22 protein-coding genes are annotated in these 23001 nt (G+C 72.7%); 11 read left to right on the plus strand and 11 right to left on the minus strand.

Features of this window, described 5'->3' with window-relative positions:
- Nucleotides 1-7 precede the first annotated feature (7 nt).
- The 4 genes from ACIBST_RS47720 to ACIBST_RS47735 are packed head-to-tail and all read right to left on the minus strand — an operon-like array spanning nucleotide 8 to nucleotide 5878.
- The gene (locus ACIBST_RS47720; RefSeq protein WP_397180092.1) at nucleotides 8-2734 is read right to left on the minus strand and encodes an alpha-mannosidase; all 2727 of its coding nucleotides are present in this window, start codon (nucleotides 2732-2734) and stop codon (nucleotides 8-10) included.
- The gene (locus ACIBST_RS47725) at nucleotides 2725-3813 is read right to left on the minus strand and encodes a Gfo/Idh/MocA family protein (RefSeq protein WP_397180093.1); all 1089 of its coding nucleotides are present in this window, start codon (nucleotides 3811-3813) and stop codon (nucleotides 2725-2727) included. The genes ACIBST_RS47720 and ACIBST_RS47725 overlap by 10 nt, the downstream gene beginning before the upstream one ends.
- A complete protein-coding gene (locus ACIBST_RS47730) occupies nucleotides 3810-4709 on the minus strand; it encodes a TIM barrel protein (RefSeq protein ID WP_397180094.1) in 900 nt (299 codons plus the stop codon). The genes ACIBST_RS47725 and ACIBST_RS47730 overlap by 4 nt, the downstream gene beginning before the upstream one ends.
- Nucleotides 4700-5878: a CehA/McbA family metallohydrolase gene (locus ACIBST_RS47735; protein ID WP_397180095.1), complete on the minus strand. Its 1179-nt coding sequence runs from the start codon at nucleotides 5876-5878 to the stop codon at nucleotides 4700-4702. The genes ACIBST_RS47730 and ACIBST_RS47735 overlap by 10 nt, the downstream gene beginning before the upstream one ends.
- Nucleotides 5879-6103: 225 nt before the next feature.
- On the opposite strand from ACIBST_RS47735, the gene iolC reads away from it, so the two are divergent.
- The 5 genes from iolC (at nucleotide 6104) to ACIBST_RS47760 (ending at nucleotide 11694) form a co-directional block, all read left to right on the plus strand.
- Nucleotides 6104-7042: a 5-dehydro-2-deoxygluconokinase gene (gene iolC / locus ACIBST_RS47740; protein WP_397180096.1), complete on the plus strand. Its 939-nt coding sequence runs from the start codon at nucleotides 6104-6106 to the stop codon at nucleotides 7040-7042.
- On the plus strand, nucleotides 7039-7944 hold the full coding sequence (locus ACIBST_RS47745; protein ID WP_397180097.1) for a deoxyribose-phosphate aldolase: 906 nt from the start codon (nucleotides 7039-7041) through the stop codon (nucleotides 7942-7944). Before iolC ends, ACIBST_RS47745 begins: the two co-directional genes overlap by 4 nt.
- Nucleotides 7941-8780 (plus strand): 5-deoxy-glucuronate isomerase, encoded by an 840-nt coding sequence (gene iolB, locus ACIBST_RS47750; RefSeq protein ID WP_397180098.1) that lies wholly within the window; start codon nucleotides 7941-7943, stop codon nucleotides 8778-8780. The genes ACIBST_RS47745 and iolB overlap by 4 nt, the downstream gene beginning before the upstream one ends.
- Nucleotides 8777-10627 (plus strand): 3D-(3,5/4)-trihydroxycyclohexane-1,2-dione acylhydrolase (decyclizing), encoded by a 1851-nt coding sequence (gene iolD, locus ACIBST_RS47755; protein ID WP_397180099.1) that lies wholly within the window; start codon nucleotides 8777-8779, stop codon nucleotides 10625-10627. The genes iolB and iolD overlap by 4 nt, the downstream gene beginning before the upstream one ends.
- A 62-nt stretch (nucleotides 10628-10689) precedes the next feature.
- The gene (locus tag ACIBST_RS47760; protein WP_397180100.1) at nucleotides 10690-11694 is read left to right on the plus strand and encodes an AI-2E family transporter; all 1005 of its coding nucleotides are present in this window, start codon (nucleotides 10690-10692) and stop codon (nucleotides 11692-11694) included.
- Here ACIBST_RS47760 and ACIBST_RS47765 read toward each other — a convergent pair.
- The gene (locus ACIBST_RS47765; protein ID WP_397180101.1) at nucleotides 11675-12268 is read right to left on the minus strand and encodes a PadR family transcriptional regulator; all 594 of its coding nucleotides are present in this window, start codon (nucleotides 12266-12268) and stop codon (nucleotides 11675-11677) included. The genes ACIBST_RS47760 and ACIBST_RS47765 overlap by 20 nt on opposite strands.
- Nucleotides 12269-12334: 66 nt before the next feature.
- Between ACIBST_RS47765 and ACIBST_RS47770 the strand changes: the two genes are divergently transcribed.
- Complete coding sequence (locus tag ACIBST_RS47770; RefSeq protein ID WP_397180102.1) at nucleotides 12335-13906, plus strand: FAD-dependent monooxygenase; 1572 nt, start codon at nucleotides 12335-12337, stop codon at nucleotides 13904-13906.
- Nucleotides 13907-13909: 3 nt separating this feature from the next.
- Nucleotides 13910-14557 (plus strand): HAD-IA family hydrolase, encoded by a 648-nt coding sequence (locus ACIBST_RS47775; protein WP_397180103.1) that lies wholly within the window; start codon nucleotides 13910-13912, stop codon nucleotides 14555-14557.
- On the opposite strand, the gene ACIBST_RS47780 is transcribed toward ACIBST_RS47775, so the two are convergent.
- Nucleotides 14554-15054 carry a DivIVA domain-containing protein gene (locus tag ACIBST_RS47780; protein WP_397180104.1) on the minus strand — a complete coding sequence of 167 codons (501 nt, stop codon included), beginning with the start codon at nucleotides 15052-15054 and terminating at the stop codon, nucleotides 14554-14556. The two genes, ACIBST_RS47775 and ACIBST_RS47780, sit on opposite strands and share 4 nt — an antisense overlap.
- A 158-nt stretch (nucleotides 15055-15212) precedes the next feature.
- Between ACIBST_RS47780 and ACIBST_RS47785 the strand changes: the two genes are divergently transcribed.
- From ACIBST_RS47785 to ACIBST_RS47795, 3 genes are read left to right on the plus strand one after another with little or no spacing between them, the layout of a single operon-like run.
- Nucleotides 15213-15989 carry an ATP-binding cassette domain-containing protein gene (locus ACIBST_RS47785; RefSeq protein ID WP_397180105.1) on the plus strand — a complete coding sequence of 259 codons (777 nt, stop codon included), beginning with the start codon at nucleotides 15213-15215 and terminating at the stop codon, nucleotides 15987-15989.
- The gene (locus ACIBST_RS47790) at nucleotides 15986-16657 is read left to right on the plus strand and encodes a hypothetical protein (RefSeq protein WP_397180106.1); all 672 of its coding nucleotides are present in this window, start codon (nucleotides 15986-15988) and stop codon (nucleotides 16655-16657) included. The genes ACIBST_RS47785 and ACIBST_RS47790 overlap by 4 nt, the downstream gene beginning before the upstream one ends.
- A gap of 31 nt (nucleotides 16658-16688) precedes the next feature.
- Entirely contained in the window at nucleotides 16689-17396 is a 708-nt protein-coding gene (locus tag ACIBST_RS47795) for an SGNH/GDSL hydrolase family protein (RefSeq protein ID WP_397180107.1), read from the plus strand.
- Nucleotides 17397-17470: 74 nt separating this feature from the next.
- Here ACIBST_RS47795 and rlmN read toward each other — a convergent pair whose 3' ends face one another.
- Nucleotides 17471-18571: a 23S rRNA (adenine(2503)-C(2))-methyltransferase RlmN gene (rlmN, locus tag ACIBST_RS47800; RefSeq protein WP_397180108.1), complete on the minus strand. Its 1101-nt coding sequence runs from the start codon at nucleotides 18569-18571 to the stop codon at nucleotides 17471-17473.
- A 153-nt stretch (nucleotides 18572-18724) separates the two neighbouring features.
- On the opposite strand from rlmN, the gene ACIBST_RS47805 reads away from it, so the two are divergent.
- The gene (locus ACIBST_RS47805; protein ID WP_397180109.1) at nucleotides 18725-19747 is read left to right on the plus strand and encodes a suppressor of fused domain protein; all 1023 of its coding nucleotides are present in this window, start codon (nucleotides 18725-18727) and stop codon (nucleotides 19745-19747) included.
- Here ACIBST_RS47805 and ACIBST_RS47810 read toward each other — a convergent pair.
- The 4 genes from ACIBST_RS47810 to tsf all read right to left on the minus strand — a co-directional run bounded on the left by ACIBST_RS47810 (nucleotide 19727) and on the right by tsf (nucleotide 22902).
- Nucleotides 19727-20566, minus strand: coding sequence for a phosphatidate cytidylyltransferase (locus tag ACIBST_RS47810; RefSeq protein WP_397180110.1), 840 nt, complete (start codon nucleotides 20564-20566; stop codon nucleotides 19727-19729). The genes ACIBST_RS47805 and ACIBST_RS47810 overlap by 21 nt on opposite strands.
- Nucleotides 20567-20623: 57 nt before the next feature.
- A complete protein-coding gene (gene frr / locus ACIBST_RS47815) occupies nucleotides 20624-21181 on the minus strand; it encodes a ribosome recycling factor (RefSeq protein ID WP_352350337.1) in 558 nt (185 codons plus the stop codon).
- 43 nt (nucleotides 21182-21224) lie between these two features.
- A complete protein-coding gene (gene pyrH / locus ACIBST_RS47820) occupies nucleotides 21225-21923 on the minus strand; it encodes a UMP kinase (protein WP_221762026.1) in 699 nt (232 codons plus the stop codon).
- 145 nt (nucleotides 21924-22068) lie between these two features.
- Nucleotides 22069-22902, minus strand: coding sequence for a translation elongation factor Ts (tsf, locus tag ACIBST_RS47825; RefSeq protein WP_352323799.1), 834 nt, complete (start codon nucleotides 22900-22902; stop codon nucleotides 22069-22071).
- Nucleotides 22903-23001: the final 99 nt, after the last annotated feature.

Consider the following 23001-nt stretch of genomic DNA (forward strand, 5'->3'; position numbering starts at 1 on the left):
CCGCGGGTCAGCGGAGCTGGACGGTGGCGATCTCCCACGGCCTCAGCGGCAGCCTGAGCGTGCCGTCCTCCGTCTCCAGCGGCTCGCCGGGGCTGCCGGTCAGGCCGGCCCGCCGGGCCCGGGTGAAGGCCCCCCGCACCACGGCCTCGGCGCCGGACGCGGTGAGCGCCACCAGGCGCAGCTCCTGCCAGTCGTCGCGGCGGCGCAGCGAGCTCATCGTCACGCCCTGGCCGGACACCGACAGCCCGTGCGCCGGCGGCGGCAGGCTCAGCTCGCGGTCGCCGCCGCCCGGCACCACCAGCAGGTCGTGCCGGTACAGCTCCGCCTGCGGCGGCACGTTCCGCCAGTCCATGTACGGCATCAGCGCCAGCGACACGGTGTGCGGCCCACGTGACTGCGCGGCGGGGGTCGGCAGTTGCGGACCGGCGGGCTCGGGGCGCAGCCTGTTGTGGTTGCGCGACAGGTAGCCGACCGAGCGCAACAGCGTGAGCGCCAGCTCGTACCCCTCGTCCAGCAGCTCGTACTCGGTGACGTGCTCCAGCAGCGCGGCGACGCCGCCGGCGGCCACCCAGCCGGAGGCGGGGAAGGTGGGCAGCGGGGTCTCGCCGCAGCCGCCCTCCGCTTCGAGCTCCCGTCGCACGATCGCGAACTGCCCCTCGGCCAGCGAGTGGTCGGCCCGCCTGGGCAGCGGCACGTGAAAGCGCACCCGGTGGTCCGCGCACCGGTTGTCGAACGACACCCGCAGCCGGACGAACGGCTCGCCCGCCCGCAGCTCGACACGCATGGTGACCACGACGTCCTCGGTCGCGCCGGTGCGCGCGGGCGGCGGCAGCTCCGGCGTGTTCGGGACGGGCTCGCCCGCCGCCGGCCACAGGTAGACCCGGGTGATCTCCACGACGGCGACCAGCGGGCCGCCTTCGATGATCTCCGTGTCGATCGAGATCGGCTCGGACACGACCAGGTCCTCGGCCGGGGGCGCGTGGTTGTAGGTGTCGCCGGAGTCGCCGCCGTCCTCGATGCGGCCCACGCCGGTGATGGTCCGGCCGTCCTCGCCGAACAGGCCGAGGGTGCCGTCCGGCTCGATCTCGACCCGCAGCAGCCCGTTGTCCATCACCCTGGGGTCGGCCTTGACGGGCAGGACGTGGGTGTCGGAGGCGAGCCAGCAGTCCTGGTGGTGGCCGTTCTTGCGGATCTCCGCCTGCGGAGCGGGGTAGGCGGGCCCGGGCGGGGCGGGGCGCAGGCTCGTGTGGCCGAGCGCGGGCACCTCGACGAGGGCGGCGACCGTGCGCCGGGGCTCGGCCTCGACGCGGACGTAGGTCACGCCGTCGAGCGCGCGGCGCACCTCGGCCTGGTCGAACGGCCCGCGCGGCTCCCTGCCCACGGTGATCAGGAGGATGTCGTCGAACACCTGCCAGCCGATGATGTGCTGGCCGTACAGCTCGGTGCCGTGCACGAAGCCCAGCACGGTGAGGGGGTCGATGCGCTCGTCCAGCAGCAGCTCCGGCCCGTACTCCAGGGGCTGGGCGACCACCGAAGCGCCGGAGGGGTCCACCAGCGTCCAGCCGGCGCCGGCCACGTCGGCGAGCACCACGCCGCTGCGCGCGGCCGGCGTCGGGTTGACGACGAGCACGCCGTCGGCCGGCACCGCCGCCGCCAGCCGCGCGGTCACCATGTCGCGGACGGCCTGCCCGAGCTGCTCGGCCTCGGCGATGCGGGCGGCGACCTGCTGGGCGGTCTCGTCCACGCCGCAGCCGGTGACCGAGTCGTGGCCGCTGGCCTCCACCAGCCGCCGCCAGGCCATGTCGAGGAACCGGCCGGGCCACGGGCCGCCCCAGAGCGTGGCCAGGGGCTCGGCGTAGCGCTCGACCATGCGCTCGGCCCGGCCCATGGCCTGCTTGACGGCGACGCGGACGGAGATGACGCCGGGCAGGATGTTGGCGCGGGCGTGCGAGCGCAGCTCGCCGACGACCTGGGGCAGCCCCGCGGTGTCACCCGAAAATTTCTCGATATATCCAGACAAGGTGTCCATGCGGGCGCCGACGGCCGCCACCATCTGCGGCAACCCGCGCACGGGGGCCGAATGATCGGCGCCGTACATGGCCAGCAGCTCGCCCTCGGGGCCGTGCCAGGCGCGCATGGCGGCGACGAACTCCGCCGCCCGCTCCTTGAGCCCCTTGGCGTCGGAGAACAGGTGGGCGCCGTTGCCGTAGCCGCCCTCGGGCAGGTACTGGGTGCGGATGGCCGTGCCGTCGGGGGCCACCCAGGCGAAGGCGTCGGTCGTCACCGACGACGGCACCCCGCGGTAGACGCAGGCGTGCTCAAGCCCGGCCAGTCGGAGGATCTGCGGCATCTGGGCGGTATGGCCGAACATGTCCGGCAGGTAGCCCACCCGCATCGCGCCGCCGAGCTCGTCCGCGCCGGCCAGCCCGAGTTCGAGGTTGCGCACGATGTTCTCGCCCGAGCACAGGAACTCGTCGAGCAGGATCTGCCACGGCCCCACCGCCAGCCGCCCGGACTCGACGAGCGCCGCGACGCGGCGCCGGTTCTCCGGGCGCACCTCCAGGTAGTCGTCCACGCAGGCGAGCTGGCCGTCGAGGGTGAAGTGGTAGTCGGGCTCGCCTTCCATGGTGTCGAGCACCTCGTCGAGGAGGTCCACCAGCCGCAGCCGGAAGCGCTGGAAGGGCTCGTACCACTCCCTGTCCCAGTGCGTGTGCGGAACGACCACTATGTCCATGCCGCCGCCTCCCCTCCGATGGGCAGCCGATGCTGGACGGCGTAGCGGGCGGCGATCCGCTGGGCCGTCACGATGTCCTCAAGTGCGCCGGCCGCGTCGGTGAGCGGCGGGCTGCCATCGTTCACATAAGCATGGAAGGCCGTCAGTTGTACCTCGAACGCCTCGGTCACCTGACGGTGTTCGGCGCGGGTCTCGGCCCCGGAGACCACGGTCAGGGTGGTGGGCGCGTTCATCAGGTAGGGCGTGGGGAAGACCAGCTCCAGCGTGCCCTCGTCGTGGTGGATCGCGACGGTCTCGCGGTAGGCGGGGTAGCCGTCCAGGTAGTGCCAGCGGATGTGGAACCGGCCCGCCACGGGCAGCGGCCCGGAGATCTCCACGGAACCGGGCGCCGGCCCCCAGCTGTCCACGTGCGCGATCTCCCGCGGTGATCCGGTGAAGCGCCTGAGCAGCGACAGGTCGTGGCAGATCGAGCCCAGGGAGACCCCGTACACGTTGCGCAGCGACTCGGGGGCGGCCTGGCCCAGCGCCCGGGAGACCAGCGAGTCCTCGGTCTCGCGCAACGAGCCGAGCACGCCGGGATCGACGTCGCCGGCCCGCGCCAGGTTCGCGAACGCGAGCTGCGACTCCCCGCTGGGGTGCAGCACGGTCACCTCGACCGACCGGACGGCCGCCGGGCCGCCCAGCTCCTCCAGCAACGCGACGGCCCGGCGCACGGCCGGGTCGTACTGCTTCATGTAGCCGACCATCAGCCGCCCCTCGGGCAGCGCCGCCACCTCCGCCCTGGTCAGCGCGAGCGGCTTCTCGCACAGCACGGCGTACCCGGCGGCCAGCGCCCGGCGCACGGTCTCGCCGTGGGAGCCGGAGGCCAGCACCACCACGGCCTCGAAACCGCCGTCGGCCAGCATCTTCGCCAGGGCGGTGTACCGCCGCGACACGCCCAGCCGGTCGCCGACGACGTCGGCCAGCGTGCGCGACAGGTCGCAGACGGCGCTCACCTCGAACAGGTCCCGCCGCCTGGACAGCAGCGGCACGTAGACCGCCTGGGTGACGGCCCCGCACCCGACCAGCGCGATCCTCACAGGCCCAGCTCCCTCAGCCGCTCGCGGTTGGCGGCCTGGTCGGCGATGTTCCGTTCGACCGGGCGGCGGCCCGGCATCGTGTCCTGCTCGACCACGATCCAGCCCTCGTAGCCGATGGCGTCCAGCGCCGCCACGACCGCGGGCAGGTCGAGCTCGCCGTCGCCCAGACGGGTGAAGCCGCCCCTGGCCATCAGCTCCCGCAGGTCGGCGCCGTCGGCCAGGGCGGCGGCCAGGATCTCGGTGTCGCCGTCCTTGACGTGCACGTGCCCGACGCGGCCGGACCACGCGCGCAGCGCCGCGACCGGGTCTCCCCCGGCCAGCAGCAGGTGGCCGGTGTCCAGGCAGAGCTGGACGTCGGTCAGCTCCAGGAGGCGCTCGACGTCGTCGGGGGTCTCGACGTAGGTGCCGAGGTGGTGGTGGAAGGCGGGTTCCAGGCCGCGTTCGCGGCAGCGGTCGGCGGCCTCCTGGACGCGGGCGGCGTACCCGGGCCAGTCGGCGGCGGGCAGCCCTGGGGCGCTGCCGCCGGGCCTGGCGAACCTCTCGGGCGAGCCCGAGCAGGCCAGCGTGGGCCGGGGCGCGAAGAGGGCGGGCGCCGCGGGCGCGGCGGCGAACACGTCGAGCGCGGCCTCCAGCGCGGGCAGCCCCCGCCGGTAGCCCTCGGCGTCGCCGTAGCGCAGGTCGACCCAGCCGCCGGCGAGCAGCAGGCCGTGCGCCGACAGCCGGTCGGCCAGGCCGGAGCCGGTGCCTAGATAGCCGATGGGCCCGGAGTCGATGCCCGCGTAACCGGCCTCGGCCAGCGCGCGGACCATCTCGTCGGGGCCGAGGGGCGGCGGCGCGTCGCTGAGCTCGAACACGCCGAAGCTCACCGGCGCGTTCGCGACTCTCCTCACTCGCATAGGGCGATCACCTCGTTCTCGTAGGTCTCCAGGCGGTGGCGTCCCTCGGCCGCGGGGAGCAGCGCCCGCTCGCCGCGCACGACCTGGCGGGCGCCGCCGGGGCGGACCAGCACCAGGCCGTCGGCGTCGAGCGCGAGCAGCTCGTCGCCCAGCCGGAGCAGCAGCGGCGCGTCAGGGCCCGCCGAGACCGCGGTGCGCCCGGCGCGCACGCCGTCGAGCACCGCACCCGGCTCCTCGGCCAGCACCCACGTGGTCGGCGCGCCCGGCAGGCCGTCGCTGCCGGGCCGGTGGAAGTCGCTGCCGCCGATCGCCACCACGTCGTCGCGCCAGGCGTCGGCCCAGGCCAGCGGCGCGCCCCAGCGGCGGTCCCACCACCCCGAGCTCCACACCTCGGCCACCCTCGGGCGTTCGCCGACCGGCAGCAGCCAGGCGCAGTCGCCGCCCAGCGGGTGGTTGATCGAGATCAGGCCGCCGGCGCGCCCGGCGTGCTCGGTCCAGGAGCTCGCGGGCCGCCGGAAGTCCACCCAGCCGACCTCGCCGAACACGTTGGCGTGGCCGCGGTCGGTGGTGACCTCCTGGCCGGGGATGAGCGTGACGCCGCGGCCGGTCGCGCGCAGCCAGGGGTGGTGGCTGACGGTGTTGTGGTCGGTGACCGCCAGGAAGTCCAGGCCCCGGCCGCGGGCCAGCTCGGCCAGCTCGGCGACGGTGAGCGCGCCGTCGCTGTGGACGGTGTGCGCGTGGAAGTCGCCGGCGAACCAGCGCAGCCCGCCGACGTCGGGCACGTCCCGGCGCGGCGGACGTTGGCCGGGCGGCGGCTCGGCGGCGACCGGCTCCGGCGGGGCCGTGCGCGCGGCCGAGATCTCCAGGGTGAAGTCGAGCCCCTGCGGCGGCACGCGGTGCAGCCCGAGCCACACGTGCCAGGTGCCGGGCTCGGGGACGCCGGGCAGGTAGCCCGGGGTGGCCCAGTCGCGGGCGATCGTGAACTCCGGACGCGCCCCTCCCGACCAGCCGCGGAAGCCGCCGGGCGAGCCGCAGCCGAGGTCGAGCACGCCCTGCGACCGGTCGTAGTCGAGCCGCACGGTGACGGACTCCGACCCGGCGGGCACCTCGAAGGGCACCTCGCGCAACGACCGCTCCAGCCGGTCGTCGAGGCTCCAGTGGCCTTTCACGCCGGTCCGCCCTTGCCTGAGGCGGGGCGGAAGGAGAGCTTGGTGGTGTGCTGTTCGTGATGGACGCCGTTGGGGACGAACATGAGCGAACCTCCTCACCGCCCGACACTACAGAAGTGAGGTGACGGGGGCCCGTCCTGAAGGATCATCAACAACATAGCGGACATCCTTATGTCATGACAATATGCCATAGTGTCGAGGTAGGGTGCGTCCTCTGGAGGTGCGTTGTACGACCTGATCACGATCGGCCGCTGCGGCGTCGACGTCTATCCGCTGCAGACCGGCGTCGGGCTGGCCGACGTCGAGACCTTCGGCAAGTTCCTCGGCGGCAGCCCGACCAACGTCGCCGTCGCGGCGGCCCGGCACGGGCTGCGCTCGGCGGTGATCACCGCGGTGGGCGCCGACCCCTTCGGCGCGTACGTGCGGCGGGCCATCCGCGACTTCGGCGTGGACGACGCCTACGTGAGCGTCATCGAGGGCCCGCCCACCCCGGTCACGTTCTGCGAGATCTTCCCGCCCGACCACTTCCCCATCTGGTTCTACCGCGGCGAGCATCCGCCCGACCTGCGCCTCACCCCCGGCCACCTCGACCTCGACGCCATCCGCGCCACCGGCCTGTTCTGGTTCTCCCTCACCGGCCTGAGCAAGGAGCCGAGCCGCGCGGCGCACGCCGCCGCCCTGTCGGCCCGCACCTCCGGCTGGACGGTGTTCGACCTCGATCACCGTCCGGCGCTGTGGGAGTCGCGTGCGGCCGCCCGCGCGGCGGCGCGCGAGGCGCTGCCGCACGCGAACGTGGCGGTCGGCAACCTGGACGAGGTGGAGACCGCCGTGGGCGTGCGCGAGCCGGAGGCGGCGGCGCAGGCGCTGCTCGACGCCGGGGTCGAGGTGGCGATCGTCAAGATGGGCCCGGCCGGGGTGCTCGCCCGCACCGCCACCGAGACCGTCGTGGCCGAGCCGGTCGAGGTGAAGGTGGTCAACGGCATCGGGGCCGGCGACGCGTTCGGCGGCGCCGTCTGCCTCGGGCTGCTGCGCGGCTGGCCGCTGGAGCGCACGATCCGCTTCGCGGGCGCCGCGGGCGCGTTCGTGGCCGCCCGGCTGGCCTGCGCCGACGCCATGCCCACCACCGACGAGGTGCACGAGCTGCTGAACGAGGTGCCCACGTGAGCGACCTCACGCTGCCCAGGACCGCCCGCTACGAGTGGCTCACGCGGATCCGCGCGACCCGCCCCGAGGAGATCGCCGCGGCCGCCGCGCGCCGGCAGCGCCGCCGGATGCCGGGGCCGGACGAGCGGCTGCTGATCATCGCCGCCGACCATCCGGCCAGGGGCGCCCTGTCCGTACGCGACCGCCCGCTGGCCATGGGCAGCCGCCACGACCTGCTCGACCGCCTCCAGGCGGCCCTGGCCCGGCCCGGCGTGGACGGCATCCTCGCCTCCCCCGACGTCCTGGAGGACCTGCTGCTGCTGGGCGCGCTGGAGGGCAAGCTGGCCTTCGGCTCGATGAACCGCGGCGGCCTCCAGGGCTCGGTGTTCGAGCTGGACGACCGTTTCACCGGCTTCGACCCCGAGGCCATCGACACGATGCGCCTCGACGGCGGCAAGATGCTGTGCCGCATCGACCCCGGCGACCACGCGACGGCCGCCACCCTGGAGTCGTGCGCCCACGCGGTGACCGGTCTGGCCCGCAGGCGGCTGGTGGCCATGGTGGAGCCGTTCTGGGCGGCGCGCTCGGAGTCCGGGGTGCTGCGCAACGACCTGTCCCCCGACGCGGTGATCCGCTCGATCAACGTCGCCCAGGCGCTCGGCGCCACCTCGGCCCACACCTGGCTGAAGATCCCCGTGGTGGCCGAGATGGAACGGGTGATGGCCGCGACCACGCTGCCCACCCTGCTCCTCGGCGGCGACCCGCCCGACATCGGCACGGCCTACGCCGACTGGCACCGCGCGCTGGCCCTGCCCGGCGTGCTCGGCCTGGTCGTCGGCCGCGCCCTGCTCTACCCATCCGACGACGACGTGGCGACGGCGGTGGACGGCGCCGCCGCCCTGGTACGAGAGGCACACGCATGACCTACCTGCCCTACGGCAAGGCGGCCAACGGCCCCTGGTCGGTGGAGATCACCCCCTCGCTGGCCGGCTGGACCTACTCCGGGCTGCGCGTGGCGGACCTGACCGGCACGCCGCTGTCGTTCGGCACCGGAGAGGAGGAGATGATCGTCCTCCCGCTGTCGGGGTCGTGCACGGTCGAGGTCGCCGGCGAGACGTTCGTGCTGGCCGGGCGCGGGTCGGTGTTCGAGGGGCCGAGCGACTTCGCGTACCTGCCGATCGGCGTCCAGGTCACGTTGAGCGGCGGCGGACGCATCGCGCTGCCGTCGGCCCGCGCGACCCGGTCGCTGCCGCCGCGGCACGTGCCCGCCTCCCGGGTGCCGGTGGAGATCAGGGGCGCGGGGCAGGCCAGCCGGCAGGTGAACAACTTCTGTGCCCCCGGCGTGTTCGACTGCGACAAGCTCATGGCCGTCGAGGTGCTGACCCCGGGCGGCAACTGGTCGTCCTACCCGCCGCACAAGCACGACACGCCCAACCCGGGCGAGGCCGTGCTGGAGGAGGTCTACTACTTCGAGGTCGCCGGCGACGGGCCCGGCTACCAGCGCGTCTACTCCTCCGAGCGGGGGCAGGTCGACACGCTGGCCGAGGTGTCCTCCGGCGACGTCGTCCTGGTGCCCTACGGCTACCACGGGCCGTCCATGGCCGCCCCGGGCTACGACCTGTACTACCTCAACGTGCTGGCGGGGCCGGCGGAGGAGCGTTCGATGGCGTTCTGCGATGATCCCCGTCACGCCTGGATCCGCTCGTCCTGGTCGGGCCAGGACATCGACCCGAGACTGCCGTTCGGAGGGCGCGCATGATCCGGTTGACCGTCGCGCAGGCCGTCGTGCGCTTCCTGGCCGCCCAGTGGAGCGAGCGCGACGGCGAGGAGCGCCGCTTCTTCGGCGGCTGCTTCGGCATCTTCGGCCACGGCAACGTCGCCGGGCTCGGCCAGGCGCTCGCCACCGCGGGCGACGACCTGCCCTACTACCTGGCCCGCAACGAGCAGGCCATGGTGCACACGGCCGCCGCCTACGCCCGCGCCGCCGACCGGCTGGCCACGCTGGCCTGCACGACGTCGATCGGCCCCGGCGCGACCAACATGATCACCGGCGCGGCCGGCGCGACGATCAACCGGCTGCCGGTGCTCCTGCTGCCCGGCGACGTCTTCTCCACCCGGGCCGCCAACCCGGTGCTCCAGGAGCTGGAGGACCCGCGTTCGTACGACATCTCGGTCAACGACTGCTTCAAGCCGGTCTCGCGGTACTGGGACCGGATCAACCGGCCGGAACAGCTCCCGTCCGCGCTGACGGCGGCCATGCGGGTGCTCACCGACCCGGTCGAGACCGGCGCGGTGACGCTGGCGCTGCCGCAGGACGTGCAGGCCGAGGCGTACGACTGGCCCGAGGAGCTGTTCGCCCGCCGGGTGTGGCACGTGCCGCGCCCGCGCCCCGAACGCGCCGCGCTGGCCAGGGCGGCTGAGGTGATCGGGTCGGCGGCCCGCCCGCTGATCGTCTCGGGCGGCGGGACGATCTACAGCCGGGCCACCGCCGAACTGGCCGCCTTCGCCGAGGCGCGCGGCATCCCCGTCGCCGAGACCCAGGCCGGCAAGGGATCGCTGCCGCACGGCCATCCGCTGGCGGTGGGCGCGGTGGGCGCGACCGGCACCACCGCCGCCAACGCGCTGGCCCGCGAGGCCGACGTGATCATCGGGATCGGCACCCGCTACAGCGACTTCACCACGGCGTCGAGGTCGCTCTTCGCCGCGGACGCCAGGTTCGTCAACGTCAACGTCGCCGCCTTCGACGCCGCCAAGCTGTCGGGGCTGCAACTGGTCGCCGACGCCCGCGAATGCCTGACCGAGCTGACCGGGCTGACCGAGCTGACCGGCCCGGCCGCCCGGCGCTCCGGCGACGCCTGGACGGCCAGGGCCGCCGCGCTCTCCCGTGACTGGGACGCGCAGGTGGACCGGGCCTACGCGATCGACGGCTCCCCGCTGTCGCAGGCGGCCATCATCGGCGCCGTGAACGCGGCGGCGGGCCAGGACGGCGTCGTGGTGTGCGCGGCCGGTTCCATGCCGGGCGACCTGCACAAGCTGTGGCGGCCGAGCGGCCCAGGCGGCTACCACGTCGAGTACGGCAACTCCTGCATGGGCTACGAGATCGCGGGCGGCGTCGGGGTCAAGCTGGCCGCGCCGGAGCGCGAGGTGTTCGTCCTGGTGGGCGACGGGTCGTACCTGATGATGGCGCAGGAGCTGGTCACCGCGGTGGCCGAGGGCGTCAAGCTCGTCGTCGTCCTGGTGGACAACTCGGGCTTCGCCTCCATCGGGCGGCTGTCGGAGAGCGTGGGCGCGCGCCGCCTGGGCACCTCCTACCGCTCCCGTACGGGCGGCCCGCTGCCGGTCGACCTGGCCGCCAACGCCGCCAGCCTGGGCGCGGCCGTGCTGCGTCCTGAGTCGCTGGCCGACCTGCGCAAGGCCCTGGAGGAGGCGCGCTCGTCCGACGGGACGACCGTCGTGCACGTGCGCACCGACCCCATGGCCGACGACGTCCCCTCCTCGCAGGCGTGGTGGGACGTGCCCGTGGCCGGGGTGGGCGCGCCGGCCGAGCGGGCGGCGTACGAGGAGGCCAAGCGGTCGCAGCGCGCGCACCTGAGCCCGCCGTCCTGACCAGGGTTGCCCTCGATCACCGCCGGGAAGGCCACTGACCAGGCACGATCGGGGGGTCGGACATGAGGCCGTGGCGGGTGCTGGGGTGGATCGCGATCATCGCGGTCGCCTTCTTCTGCCTCTATCACCTGCGCACGGTCGTCATGTCCGTGATCATCGGCGTCTTCCTCACGGCGCTGCTGCACCCGCCGGCCCGCTGGCTCACCTCCCGCGGGCTCGGCCCGGCGCTGGCCACCACGATCGTCTTCGTCGGCGGCCTGCTGCTGGCCGGGGCGCTGATCGCGCTGCTGGTGCCGCCCACGGTCGACAGCCTGAGCGAGATGCGCACCAGCCTGGGCAAGGCGTTCGGCGACCTGCACGGCCTGGCCGCCCGCTTCGGCCTCGACGACCAGCGGCTGCTCGCCCAGGCCAAGGAGTACGTGTCCAAACAGGGCAGGCAGATCACCAGCGGCGCCATCGCCGGGGTCAGGACGGCCGGCGAGATCGTCGTCGGCGCGGTGCTCGCGGTCATCCTGTCGGTGTACTTCGTGCACGGCGGCGAGCGGCTGTTCGCCTGGATCGTCGATCTGGTGCCCGACGCGGCCAAGGCGCGCTGCCGCGACACCGGCGTGCTGATCTTCGCGGTGATCGGGCGCTACATCCGCGGGGTGGCGATCGTCGGCGTGGTCGACGGCTTCTTCATCGGGCTCGCGCTGTGGATCCTCGGCGTGCCGATCGCGCTGCCGCTGGCCGTGCTGACGTTCGTGGGGGCGTTCCTGCCGGTGGTGGGGGCGTTCATGGCCGGGCTGCTGGCGGCGGTGGTGGCGCTCGTGGCCAAGGGGTGGCTGGTGGCGCTGATCGTGGTCGCGGTGACGGTGGCGGTGCAGCAGCTCGAAGGGCACGTGCTGGCGCCGCAGGTCTACGGCAAGGCGCTCGACCTGCCGGGGGCGGTCATCCTGGTCGCGATCACGGTGGGCAGCGTGATCGCGGGCATCACCGGGGCGTTCCTGGCCGCGCCGGTGACCTCGGTGCTCGTCGCGCTGCTGCGGCGGCCGCGCGCGCAGCTGATCACTCCCGGGCCGAGCTGACCTCCTCAAGCTGCTCGCGTGACCACTCCAACCGCCCCTCGCGCAGGTCGGCGATGACGGCGCGGAGCCAGCGGACCTCGGCCGCCGTCACCTCGCGCAGGTACTCGCACTCCAGCATCGTGACCCGCGGCAGGTCCTCCTCGGCCAGGCCCGCCTCCAGCCCGGCGAGCGTGCGCTCCACGGCCGCCGCCCGCCGCTCCAGCGCCTCGGCCAGCCCGCCGGGGCCGAGCAGCATCGCGTTCGCCAGCGCCGCGGGGAACTGCGGGAACTCCTGTTTGGGACGGCTGAGCATGTCGTCCAGCCAGGCCATCAGCCGCTCGCGGCCGGCCTCGGTGATCTCGTAGACCGTGCGCTCCGGGTACTGCTGGTCGCGCCCGGTCTCCCTGACCCTGATCAGCCCCGCCTCGCTCAGCCGGTCGATCGTGCGGTAGAGCCCGGCCCGCTGGCCCACGTTGACCACCAGGTCCTTGCCCCACTGCTTGAGCAGCCGCTGGATGCCGTACGGGTGCAGGGGCTGGTGGTTCAGCAAGGTCAGCACGGTCAGAGCGAGCGGCGAGCCGCGGTCGAGCGCCATGGAGTCACCCTATCGTTCAGAGAGACTAGTTGACTTGCTACTAGTTGCAATGCAACTATTCCTTCCATGACCACAACAGACCGCCCGGAGGGCGTCATGACCGAGATTCCCGTGCTGATCGTCGGCGGCGGCTACGCCGGGCTCACCTCCGCCCTGTTCCTGTCGCACCACGGGGTCCCCTGCGTGCTCGTCGACCGCCACCCCGGCGTGTCGCTCCTGGGCCGGGCGCGCGGCATCACCCCGCGCACGATGGAGATCTACCGGCCGTTCGGCCTGGAGCAGGCCGTCCAGGAGGCCGGGCGGCCCTTCGACGAGGAGGGGGGCGTGGCCCGCTGCGCGACGCTGGCCGGCGAGTGGCAGTGGCTCTTCGAGGGCGGCTCCTCCCGGGCGATGCCCGAGCTGACCGCGGGCGAGTACGGCATGGCCGACCAGAGCACGGTCGAGCCGATCCTCGCCGAGGCCGCCCGCGCCCGGGGCGCCGACCTGCGCTTCGACACCATCTGCAGGTCGGTCGAGCCCGACGCGGACGGCGTCACGGTGGTGACCGAGGACGCCCGCACCGGCGAGCGCCGGACCCTGCGCGCCCGCTACCTCATCGCCGCCGACGGCTACCGCGGCACGATCAGGGAGCGGCTGGGCATCGCCCGCGAAGGGCTCGGCGTCCTGCGCAGCTACCAGTCCTTCGTCTTCAGGGCCGACCTGTCGGAACTGGTCACCAAGCGGGCGCTGTTCTGGATCCTCGGCGCCCCCGGCGGGACGGCCTCGGGCGCGATGGTCTCCCATGCTCTTCCGAACCATTGGGGCATGGCCCTGACGTACGACCCCGCCTCCGAGTCGCCGGCCGACTTCACCGACGAGCGGCTGGTCGCCGCGGCCAAGGAGCTGATCGGCCGCGACCTGCCCATAGAGATCGTCAGCAAGGCCGCCTGGGAGGAGGCGGTGGGCGTCGCCACGCGCTACCGCGAGGGACGGGTCTTCCTGGTCGGCGACGCGGCGCACGTCTGGCCGCCGGCCGGCGGGCTGGGCGCCAACTCGGCCGTCCAGGACACCCACAACCTGGCCTGGAAGCTGGCCGCCGTGCTGGCCGGGCGGGCCTCCGACACGCTGCTCGACACCTACGAGGCCGAGCGCCGCCCGATCGCCCTGGAGCTGGCCGACCTGACCGTGCGCAGCCAGGCGGCCAGGTTCGGCCCCAACCCCGAGGACGACCCGCTCGACCACGTCGCGGCGATCCTGGGGCAGCGCTACCGCTCGTCGGCCATGGTCGGCGCCACCCACGAGACGGTGCTCGGCAACCCGGCGGCCCAGGGCGCCCGTCCCGGCACCCGGGCCCCGCACCTCTGGCTCGACCTGGACGGCAGGCGCATCGGCGTCCACGACCTGTTCCACGACGCCTTCGTCCTGCTGTGCGGCCCCGGCGGCGCGGACTGGGCGCATGCCGCCGAGCCCGGCGTGCGGGTGCACCAGGTGGGCGGCGACCTGCTCGACGTCGAGGACGCCTGGGCCGAACGCTACGGCGCCGCCCCCGCCGTCCTGGTCCGCCCGGACGGCTACGTGGCCTGGCGGGCCGAGGGACCGGCGGTCGAGGGCGAGGTCGGCCGGGCGCTGGACCAGGTGCTCGGAAGGGTCATCATGTGACGTATGCGATGGATCACGTTCGACTGTTTCGGCACCCTCGTCGACTGGCGGCACGGCATCGGCACCAGCCTTGAGCTGATCGCGCCCGGCAGAGGAGACGAGCTGCTGACGGCGTACCTGCGGCACGAGAGCGCGGTCGAGGCCGAGACGCCACGGGCCCGCTACCGGGACGTCATGGCCGAGGCGCTGCGCCGCGCCTGCGCCGAGGCCGCAGTCCCGCTGAACGACGACGACGCCTCGGTGCTGGCCGCTACGCTGCCCTACTGGCCGGTGTACGCCGAGGTCGGGGAGGAGCTGTCGGCCCTGCGCGCGGCGGGCCGGCGGCTGGCGCTGCTGACCAACTGCGACCGCGACCTGATCGCCCAGACGCTGCGGCGGCTGCCCGTGCCGTTCGACGCGGTGGTGACCGCCGAGGACGCCGGGGCCTACAAGCCGGACGAGGCGCACTTCGAGCACTTCAGGAGGGCGTACGAGCCGGCCGAGTGGGTGCACGTGGCGCAGAGCCACTTCCACGACATGGTGACGGCCGAGCGGCTGGGCGTGCGCCGGGTGTGGATCAACCGGCACGGCGAGCGGCCCGCCGGGCCCGAGGTCGTCCGGGTGGTCCTGCCCGACCTCCGCGGCCTGCTGGCGGCCGTCGAACGGGCCTAGCGGGGCTTGTCCAGGATCTCGGCGACGTCTTCGAGGAAGGAGTCGACGTCGGCGATCAGGTAGCCGGCGCGCAGCAGCACGGTCGAGAACCGGGCCTCGCGCACCTCCTGGGCGGTCACCGCGAACTCGGTCGTGCCGCGCAGGGTGGCCACGATGCGGTCGAGGAAGGCGTCGACCTCGTCCTCGTTGTAGCCGGTGCCCATGCGGCCGGGGCGGAAGGCCACGCGTTCGACGCGGGCCGCCTGGGTCTCGAACCACTCCTCGCGCAGCAGCTCCCCGGTAGGCTCGGCCATGGCGAGCCGTACCGGGCGCTTGGCCTGGGTCTCCAGGGCCACGACGAACGCCTCCAGCGCGAAGTCCACCGCGGTCTCGTGGTAGCCGCCGCGTTTGGCGCGGAAGGTCGCGGTGCGGACCTCGTCGGCCGTGACGGGCTCGACCGCGTGCGGCCCCCTGCCCAGGGTCGACTCGATGCGCGCGATCAGGGCGTCGACTTCCACGGGGTCATAGCCTGAACGCATACCCATGACGCGCGGAAAGCGGTTCAAGCCCACTCCTCCTGAGATGTGCCGGGGGCTTCTCCATTGTGAGGCCCTTCATCACGGCGGTGGGAACCTTTATCACGGCCCTGCGCCCTGACATATACCGTTACAGCACCATGCGACTGTTACAGGTCTCTTTCCGCTACCGAAGACGTCAGCCCTTCGTCCTCGAAGAGGCCGACGCGCAGCTCGCGCCGGGCGACGCGATCGAGCTGACCGGCGTCAACGGGGCGGGGAAGTCCACGCTGCTGCGGCTCCTCGCGGGGCTCGCACGGCCGACGCGGGGCCTCATCACCGACCGTCCCGGCGTCGTGGGCTTCGCCCCCGACCGCTTCCCGGCGGCCCAGCCGTTCACGGTGACCTCCTACCTGACGCACATGGCGTCCGTACGCGGCGGCGCCCGGTGGCGGCCCTGGGCCGAACGCCTGGACATGGGACACCTGCTCGGCCTGCCGCTCGGCGAGCTGTCCAAGGGCAGCGCGCACAAGGTCGGCCTGGTCCAGGCCCTGATGGCCGACCCCGGCCTGCTGATCCTGGACGAGCCCTTCGCCGGCCTGGACGCCGACACCCGCGAGACGCTGCCCGCCATCGTCACCGAGGTCGCCGGGCGCGGGGGCATCGTCGTCGCCAGCGACCACCAGGGCGGCCTGCGCGGCCTTCCCGGCCTGCGCTCCTGGTCGATCGTGGACGGCCACCTCAAGGAGGCCACCCCGGCGCACCTCAAGGAGGCCACCCCGGCGGCCCCGGCGCCGCACGCTCCGGGACGCCCGCTGACCACCGTGACGGTCACCCTGCCCGCCGACGAGCTCCCGCTCTTCCTCACCAGGATGCGCGACCAGGGCTACCAGACCGCCGAGCCCGGCCACCCCCCTACCTCCAAGGAGCCCGGATGATCGCTCTGGCTGTCTTCCGGCTGGCCGCCTATGTGCGGTCGCATCGGGTTCATCAGGCGCTGCTGCTCACCCTCGCCATGCTCGCGATCGTCCACGGCAGCCGCGCGCCCAAGGGCGCCGAGGCCGCCGTGCTGGCCGACGGCGCCGTCCTGATCATCCCCATCCTGGCCTGGGCCACGCGGAGCCTCCTGGACACCGAGCCCGACCGGCAGCGCGAGCTGTCGGCGGTCACCGCGGGCGGGCGCGGCAAGGAGGTGGCCGCGGGGCTCGTGGCGAGCCTGGTCGCCTGCGCGGCGCTGGCCGCCGTCGGCCTGGCGTGGGCCGTCCTGCTGGGTCTGAGCGAGCGCCCCGGCCGGGACGTGCTCGGCGCGGCCCTCGTCCTGCACGCCCTGGCGGTGCTCGCCGGGACGGCGCTCGGCGCGCTCACCAGCCGGGCCGTGCTGCGCTCCCCCGCGGTCTCGATCATGTCGCTGGTGCTCGGCTACCTGGTGATGCTGCTGCTCAGCGCGTCCCCCGCGTACTGGCTGACGGTTCCGCTGGTGGTCTGGATGCGCACGGCCGGCGCCGGCGAGTTGCTCGACCGGCTGCCCCAACTGTCCGCGATCTCCCTGGCATGGTGCCTGGCGGGACTCGCCCTGTATGCCTGGAGGCGCCGTAGGGTAGGTTAGTAAGCGTTCACTCACCCCTGAGGAGGCAACGGTGAAGGTGATCTGCCTGGGTGACAGCATCACCCGCGGACAGGTGAGCGTCGACTATGTGGCCATGCTGCGCGACCGGCTGCCCGGCGAGACGGTGATCAACGCGGGCGTCAACTACGAGCCGTCGTCCGAGCTGCTCAAGCGTCTCGACGACGTCGTGCGGCAGGACCCGGACGTGGTCACCGTGCTCATCGGCACCAACGACGCCAACGCCACGTTGAGCGAGAAGCGGGCCAGGGCCCTGCGCCGGCGCTGGAAGCTCACGCAGACCCCGACGGCCGCCGCGTACGCCGCCAACCTGACGGCCATCGCCGCCCGCCTGCAGAACGAGACCATGGCCCGCGTGGCGCTGCTGTCCCCGCCGGTCATCGGCGAGGACCTGGACTCGCTCCCGGTGCGGCGCAGCCAGGAGTTCGCCGAGATCGTCAGGACGGTCGCCGCCGAGCAGGGCGTCACCTATCTGCCGCTCAACGAGCGCATGACCGCCGACCTGGCGGGCGCCTCGCCCCGCACCCGCTACCGTCCCGAGAGCAGGCAGGCGCAGACCGCCGCGATGCAGCACTTCCTGCTCGGCCGCAGCCTGGACGCCATCTCCAGCAGCCGCGGCCTGCGGCTCACCACCGACACCGTGCACCTCAACAGCCGGGGCGCCGCCATGATCGCCGACCTGGTCGAGACCTTCGCCGCCCGCTCGACCGCCACGAGATAGCCACCCGCCCGGCTCGGCGAGCGCGCCGGGCGAGGCCGCTCAGCCGCCGGACACTCGCTCAGGCCGGGGCCGGCTCATTCGGCCGCGGCGAGCTGGCCGCAGGCGCCGTCGATCTCGCGCCCGCGGGTGTCGCGCACGGTCACCGGCACGCCGTGGAACTCCAGCCGGCGCACGAACGCCCGCTCGTCCTCCGGGCGGGAGGCGGTCCACTTGGAGCCGGGCGTGGGGTTGAGCGGGATCAGGTTGACGTGCACGAGCTTGTTCCTGACCAGCTTGCCGAGCAGGTCGGCCCGCCACTCCTGGTCGTTGACGTCCTTGATCAGGGCGTACTCGATGGAGATGCGGCGCTTGGTCCTGGCCGCGTACGACCAGGCCGCGTCGAGGACCTCGGCCACCTTCCAGCGCGTGTTGATCGGGACGAGCGTGTCGCGCAGCTCGTCGTCGGGCGCGTGCAGGGACAGCGCGAGCGTGACCGGCAGCCCCTCGTCGGCGAGCTTGCCGATCGCGGGCACCAGCCCCACGGTCGAGACCGTGACCCCGCGCGCGGAGATGCCGAGACCGTGCGGCGCGGGCTCGACGATGCGGCGCACGGCGCCGATCACCTGCTTGTAGTTGGCCAGCGGCTCGCCCATGCCCATGAAGACGATGTTGCTCACCCGGCCGGGCCCGCCCGGCACCTCGCCCGCCGCCAGCGCGCGGGCGCCGGAGACCACCTGCTCGACGATCTCGGCGGTGGACATGTTGCGGGTCAGGCCCGCCTGGCCGGTGGCGCAGAACGGGCAGTTCATGCCACACCCGGCCTGCGACGACACGCACATCGTGACCCGCTCGGGATAGCGCATGAGCACCGACTCGACCAGCGCGCCGTCGAACAGCCGCCACAGGGTCTTGCGGGTCGTGCCGCCGTCGGTGGTCAGCTCCTTGACCGGCGTGAGCAGCGTCGGCAGCAGCGCCGACAGCTTGTCGCGGGCCGCCGCGGACAGATCGGTCATCTCGGCGACGTCGGCGGTGTGGCGCTCGAAGTAGTGGCGCGAGAGCTGGTCGGCGCGGAACGCCTTCTCCCCCAGCTCGGTGACCGCGACCCGGCGCTCGGCCATGGACAGGTCCGCCAGGTGCCGCGCGGGCTTGGCCCGCCGCGGTGCGACGAAGGTGAGCTGGCCTGGCTGCTGGGACACGTTCCTGCCTTTGCTTGGGGGACTTCCGGGACTCTGCTTCGGACTTCCGGGATTTCTCACCGGCCAGGTTAGTGAACGCCGCCCGCGGAGGAGGCATTCCTGATCACGGTACGGCTCGCGTGAGGGTCACCGCCCGATCTACAGTCATCTCGTATGGCGATTTTCCGGTCGGCATCTGGCGAGGGTGGCACCGAGGTCGTCCTCGCCGCCGGTAACCCCTACGGCAGCCGCACGCTCGTGGTCGAGCGGGACGAGGACTCCTCGGTAGCTTACCTGTGCTCGCCCGAGGGCGCCGTCCACGGAGCGGTCTGGCTGGCCAACCATCGGCCGGCGCCGTCCGTGGTGGACCTGGCCCGGATCAACTCCGGTCTGCCCCCGCTGATGCCCAGGGGGAACACGACGCACCCCGAGGGGCGCAGGCCGCTCGGCCAGCTGTCCGCCCTGTGGTTCGAGGAGGGCGACGGCGTCGCCCTCTACGAGGACGACGACCTGCTCGCGGTCATCCCCGGCTGGGCCGACATGAGCAGGGGCATGCCCGGCTACGCCCGTGACGCCGTGGGCGAGTCGCCGTTCGCCTGGGCGCTGTCGGAGGCGCTGGAGGGGCTGCGGCCGCGGATCTCCAACGCCACGTCCTACTGGCGCTGGCGGCACGGCGAGGGGTCGTGGCCGTCGTTCCAGCAGTTCGTCATGGGCCATCTGGACCGGGTGCTCGGCCCGGCCGGCCGCTACTGGGACGCCAGCGGCGAGCGCCTGCCGACCGTCGGCATCACCGAACGTCCGCCGCACGCGGGCCGCGAGCCGACCGTGCTGTCCACGGTGGGGATGAGCTGCCAGCGCATGCCGACGGTCGAGCAGTGGATCGACCGCCCCGACGCCTACGCCCGGATCGAGCTGGCCGTGGCCACCCACGACGACCCCAGGGACGCGGCGCTGCTGCTGGTGTGGCTGGCCCAGTATCCGTGGCACTCGGTGACCTGGCTCGGCCACGGGCACACGGCCAAGTGGTACCACGAGCCCTCGACGTTCCCGCTGGGGTCGCAGTACTCGGGGGTGCTCATGCGGGCCGACCCACCCGACATGCCGGACATGTCGGGGTTCGCGTTCGGCGGCGAGGCCGTCCGGTGGTTGTGGCTCACGCCCGTCACGACGGAGGCGCTAGAGGAACAGCGTCAGTAGCAGCCAGACCGGCACCAGCGTGGTCACCAGCGAGTCGAGGCGGTCCATCAGGCCGCCGTGCCCCGGCAGGATCGTGCCGAGGTCCTTGATGCCGAGGTCCCGCTTGATCATCGACTCGATGAGGTCGCCCACGGTCGCCAGCAGCGCGGCCATCGCCCCGATCAGCGCGCCCAGCCAGAGCGGGCCGTCCAGCAGCCAGGTCACCAGCCAGCCGCCCACCAGCGTGCAGGCGATCACCGACCCGGCGAAACCCTCCCAGGTCTTCTTCGGGCTGATGATCGTCATCTTGTGCCTGCCGAACAGCACGCCGGCGACGTATCCGCCGATGTCGCTGGCCACGGTCACCGCGATGAAGGTCAGCACCCGGTCGCGGCCGTCGTGCGGCGCCAGCAGCAACGCCGCGAACGCCGCCAGCATCGCCGGGTAGAACAGCGTGAACACCGAGGCCGTGCCGTCGCGCACGTAGCCGTCGGTGCCGTCGCTGAACATCCGCCAGACCAGCAGCACGAACGCGAACACCGCGAACGTCCCCAGCAGCCAGAACGGCCCGCCCCAGTACGCCCCGGCCTGCATCGCCACCAGCCCCGCCAGCACGGGGACGGCCGGGACCTTGATCCCGCGCGTGGCGAACGCCTTGGTCAGCTCCAGCACGCCCACGCCGACGCACACCACGATCACCAGGAGGAAGAGCTCCTTGATCGTGTAGAGGGTACCGAGGACCAGCGCCCCCAGCCCCACACCCACCGCGATCGCGGCCGGCAGGTTCCTTCCGGTACGGCTGCCGCCGTCCGGGCCGGTGCCGGCCGTACGTTCTTCCACAGACACTCTCCATAGCCACGGCCCCCGCCTTCCGGCGAGGGCCGCGAGGCGTGCCGCTCAGACTTCGAGCAGCTCGGCTTCCTTGTGCTTGAGCAGCTCGTCGATCTTGGCGACGTGCTTCTGGGTGAGGTCGTCGAGTTCCTTCTCAGCGCGACGGACCTCGTCCTCGCCCGCCTCGCCGTCCTTGATCATCTTGTCGAGGGCCTCTTTGGCCGTACGACGGATGTTGCGGATCGACACCTTGGCGTGCTCGCCCTTGTTCTTGGCGACCTTGATGTACTCCTTGCGGCGCTCCTCGGAGAGCTCCGGGAACGTCACGCGGATCACGTCGCCGGTGTTGGTCGGGTTGACGCCGAGGTCGGAGTCGCGGATGGCCTTCTCGATCGCGCCCATCGCGCTCTTGTCGAAGGGCTGGATGATGACCATGCGCGCCTCGGGCAGGTGGAACGAGGCCAACTGCTGCACCGGTGTCGGAGTGCCGTAGTACTCCGCATTGATCTTGTTGAACATCGCGGGGGTGACCCGGCCCGTCCGGATGGTCGCGAAGTCTTCCTTCGCGACCGAGACGGCCTTGTCCATCTTCTCCTCGGCTTCGAGGAGGGTTTCGTCGATCACAGCGGCTCCCTGTCTACTAGCTGGCGGTGTCGGGCTAGCTCCCTCATTTGCCTGCGGGACTCACCAGCGTGCCGATTTTCTCACCGCGTACCGCTCGCAGGATGTTGCCCTCGCCCATCAGGTCGAAGACCACGATCGGCAGATCGTTGTCCTTGCACAGGCTGATCGCGGTCGCGTCCATGACCGCGAGGTCGCGCAGCAGCACCTCGCCGTAGTCAAGATGGTCGAACCGGACCGCGTCGGGGTTCTTGCGCGGGTCGGAGTCGTAGATCCCGTCGACCTGCGTGCCCTTGAGCAGCGCCTCGGCGCCGATCTCCAGGGCCCGCTGCGACGCCGCGGTGTCGGTGGAGAAGTACGGCGAGCCGAGACCCGCCCCGAAGATGACCACGCGGCCCTTCTCCAGGTGCCTGATCGCGCGGCGCGGCAGGAAGGGCTCGGCGACCTGCTGCATGGTGATGGCGGTCTGGACGCGGGTCTCGACGCCGCGCCTCTCCAGGAAGTCCTGGAGCGCCAGGCAGTTGATCACCGTGCCGAGCATGCCCATGTAGTCGGCCCTGGCGCGGTCGATGCCGCCCTGGGACAGGGTGGCGCCGCGGAACATGTTCCCCCCGCCGACCACGACCGCGACCTGCACGCCCTCGCGCACGGCCTCGGTGATCGAGTCGGCCAGGTGGTCGACGACGCCCGGGTCGATGCCCAGCGGGTCGTCTCCGGCGAACGCCTCGCCTGACAGCTTCAACATCACCCGCTTCCACCTCAGTGGACCCTGCGGGCTGGGTGATGAGGAAGCCGCCGTCCGTGTGGATTCGTGGGCTGACTCCCGGTGGTCCTGCACGGCGGCGGCCTCCTTCATTGGGTGGAACTCTGGGCTGGCAGTTCGCTCAAGCCTAAGCCTGGCCGACCTTGAATCGGACGAAGGCGAGCACCTCGACGCCGTTCTCCTCGGCGTACTTGCCCACGCTCTTCTTGTTGTCCTTCACGAAAGCCTGCTGGACCAGGGTGAAGTCCTTGTACCAGCCGTTGACGCGACCCTCGACGATCTTGCCGATGGCGGCCTCGGGCTTGCCCTCCTCGCGGGTCATCTCCTCGAAGAGCTTGCGCTCCTTCTCGACGACCTCGGCGGGGACGGACTCGGCCTTGAGGTACTGCGGGGCCATCGCCGCGGCGTGCTGGGCGATGTCCTTGGCGACCTCGGCGTTCGGCTTGTCGAGCTGCACGAGCACGCCGACCGCCGGCGGCAGCGCCGGGTCCGTCTTGTGCATGTACGAGCCGATGTAGCCGCCCTCAAGCACGGCGAAGCGGCGGATCTCGATCTTCTCACCGAGCGCGGCGTTGGCCTCGTCCAGGTGCTCCTTGACGGTCTTGCCGTCGAAGGAGGAGTCGAGCAGCGTCGCCACGTCGGCGGGCTTGCTCGCCAGGATGTGCGCGACCACGCCGGCGGCCAGCTCCTGGAAGCGCTCGCCCTTGGCCACGAAGTCCGTCTCGCAGTTGAGCTCGAGGAGGGCGGCGGAGGAGTCGCTGTCCTGCTGGAGCGCGACGAGGCCGTTGGAGGCCGTACGGGCCTCGCGCTTGCCCACGTCCTTGGCGCCCTTGAGGCGCAGGAGCTCGATGGCGCGGTCGAAGTCGCCTTCGGACTCCTCAAGCGCCTTCTTGCAGTCCATCATGCCGGCAGCGGTGATCTCGCGAAGCCGCTTGACGTCGGCCATGTTCACGGAAGCCATTGCTCTTATTCCTTGTGGGATTTCGTCGTCATCGTGGATCGGAGTGGACGCCCTGGGCGCCCGCCCCGGGTCGGTACGGCAGGCGCGTGCCGCACCAGG

The sequence above is a fragment of the Nonomuraea sp. NPDC049684 genome (assembly GCF_044465345.1).
Lineage (GTDB): Bacteria > Actinomycetota > Actinomycetes > Streptosporangiales > Streptosporangiaceae > Nonomuraea.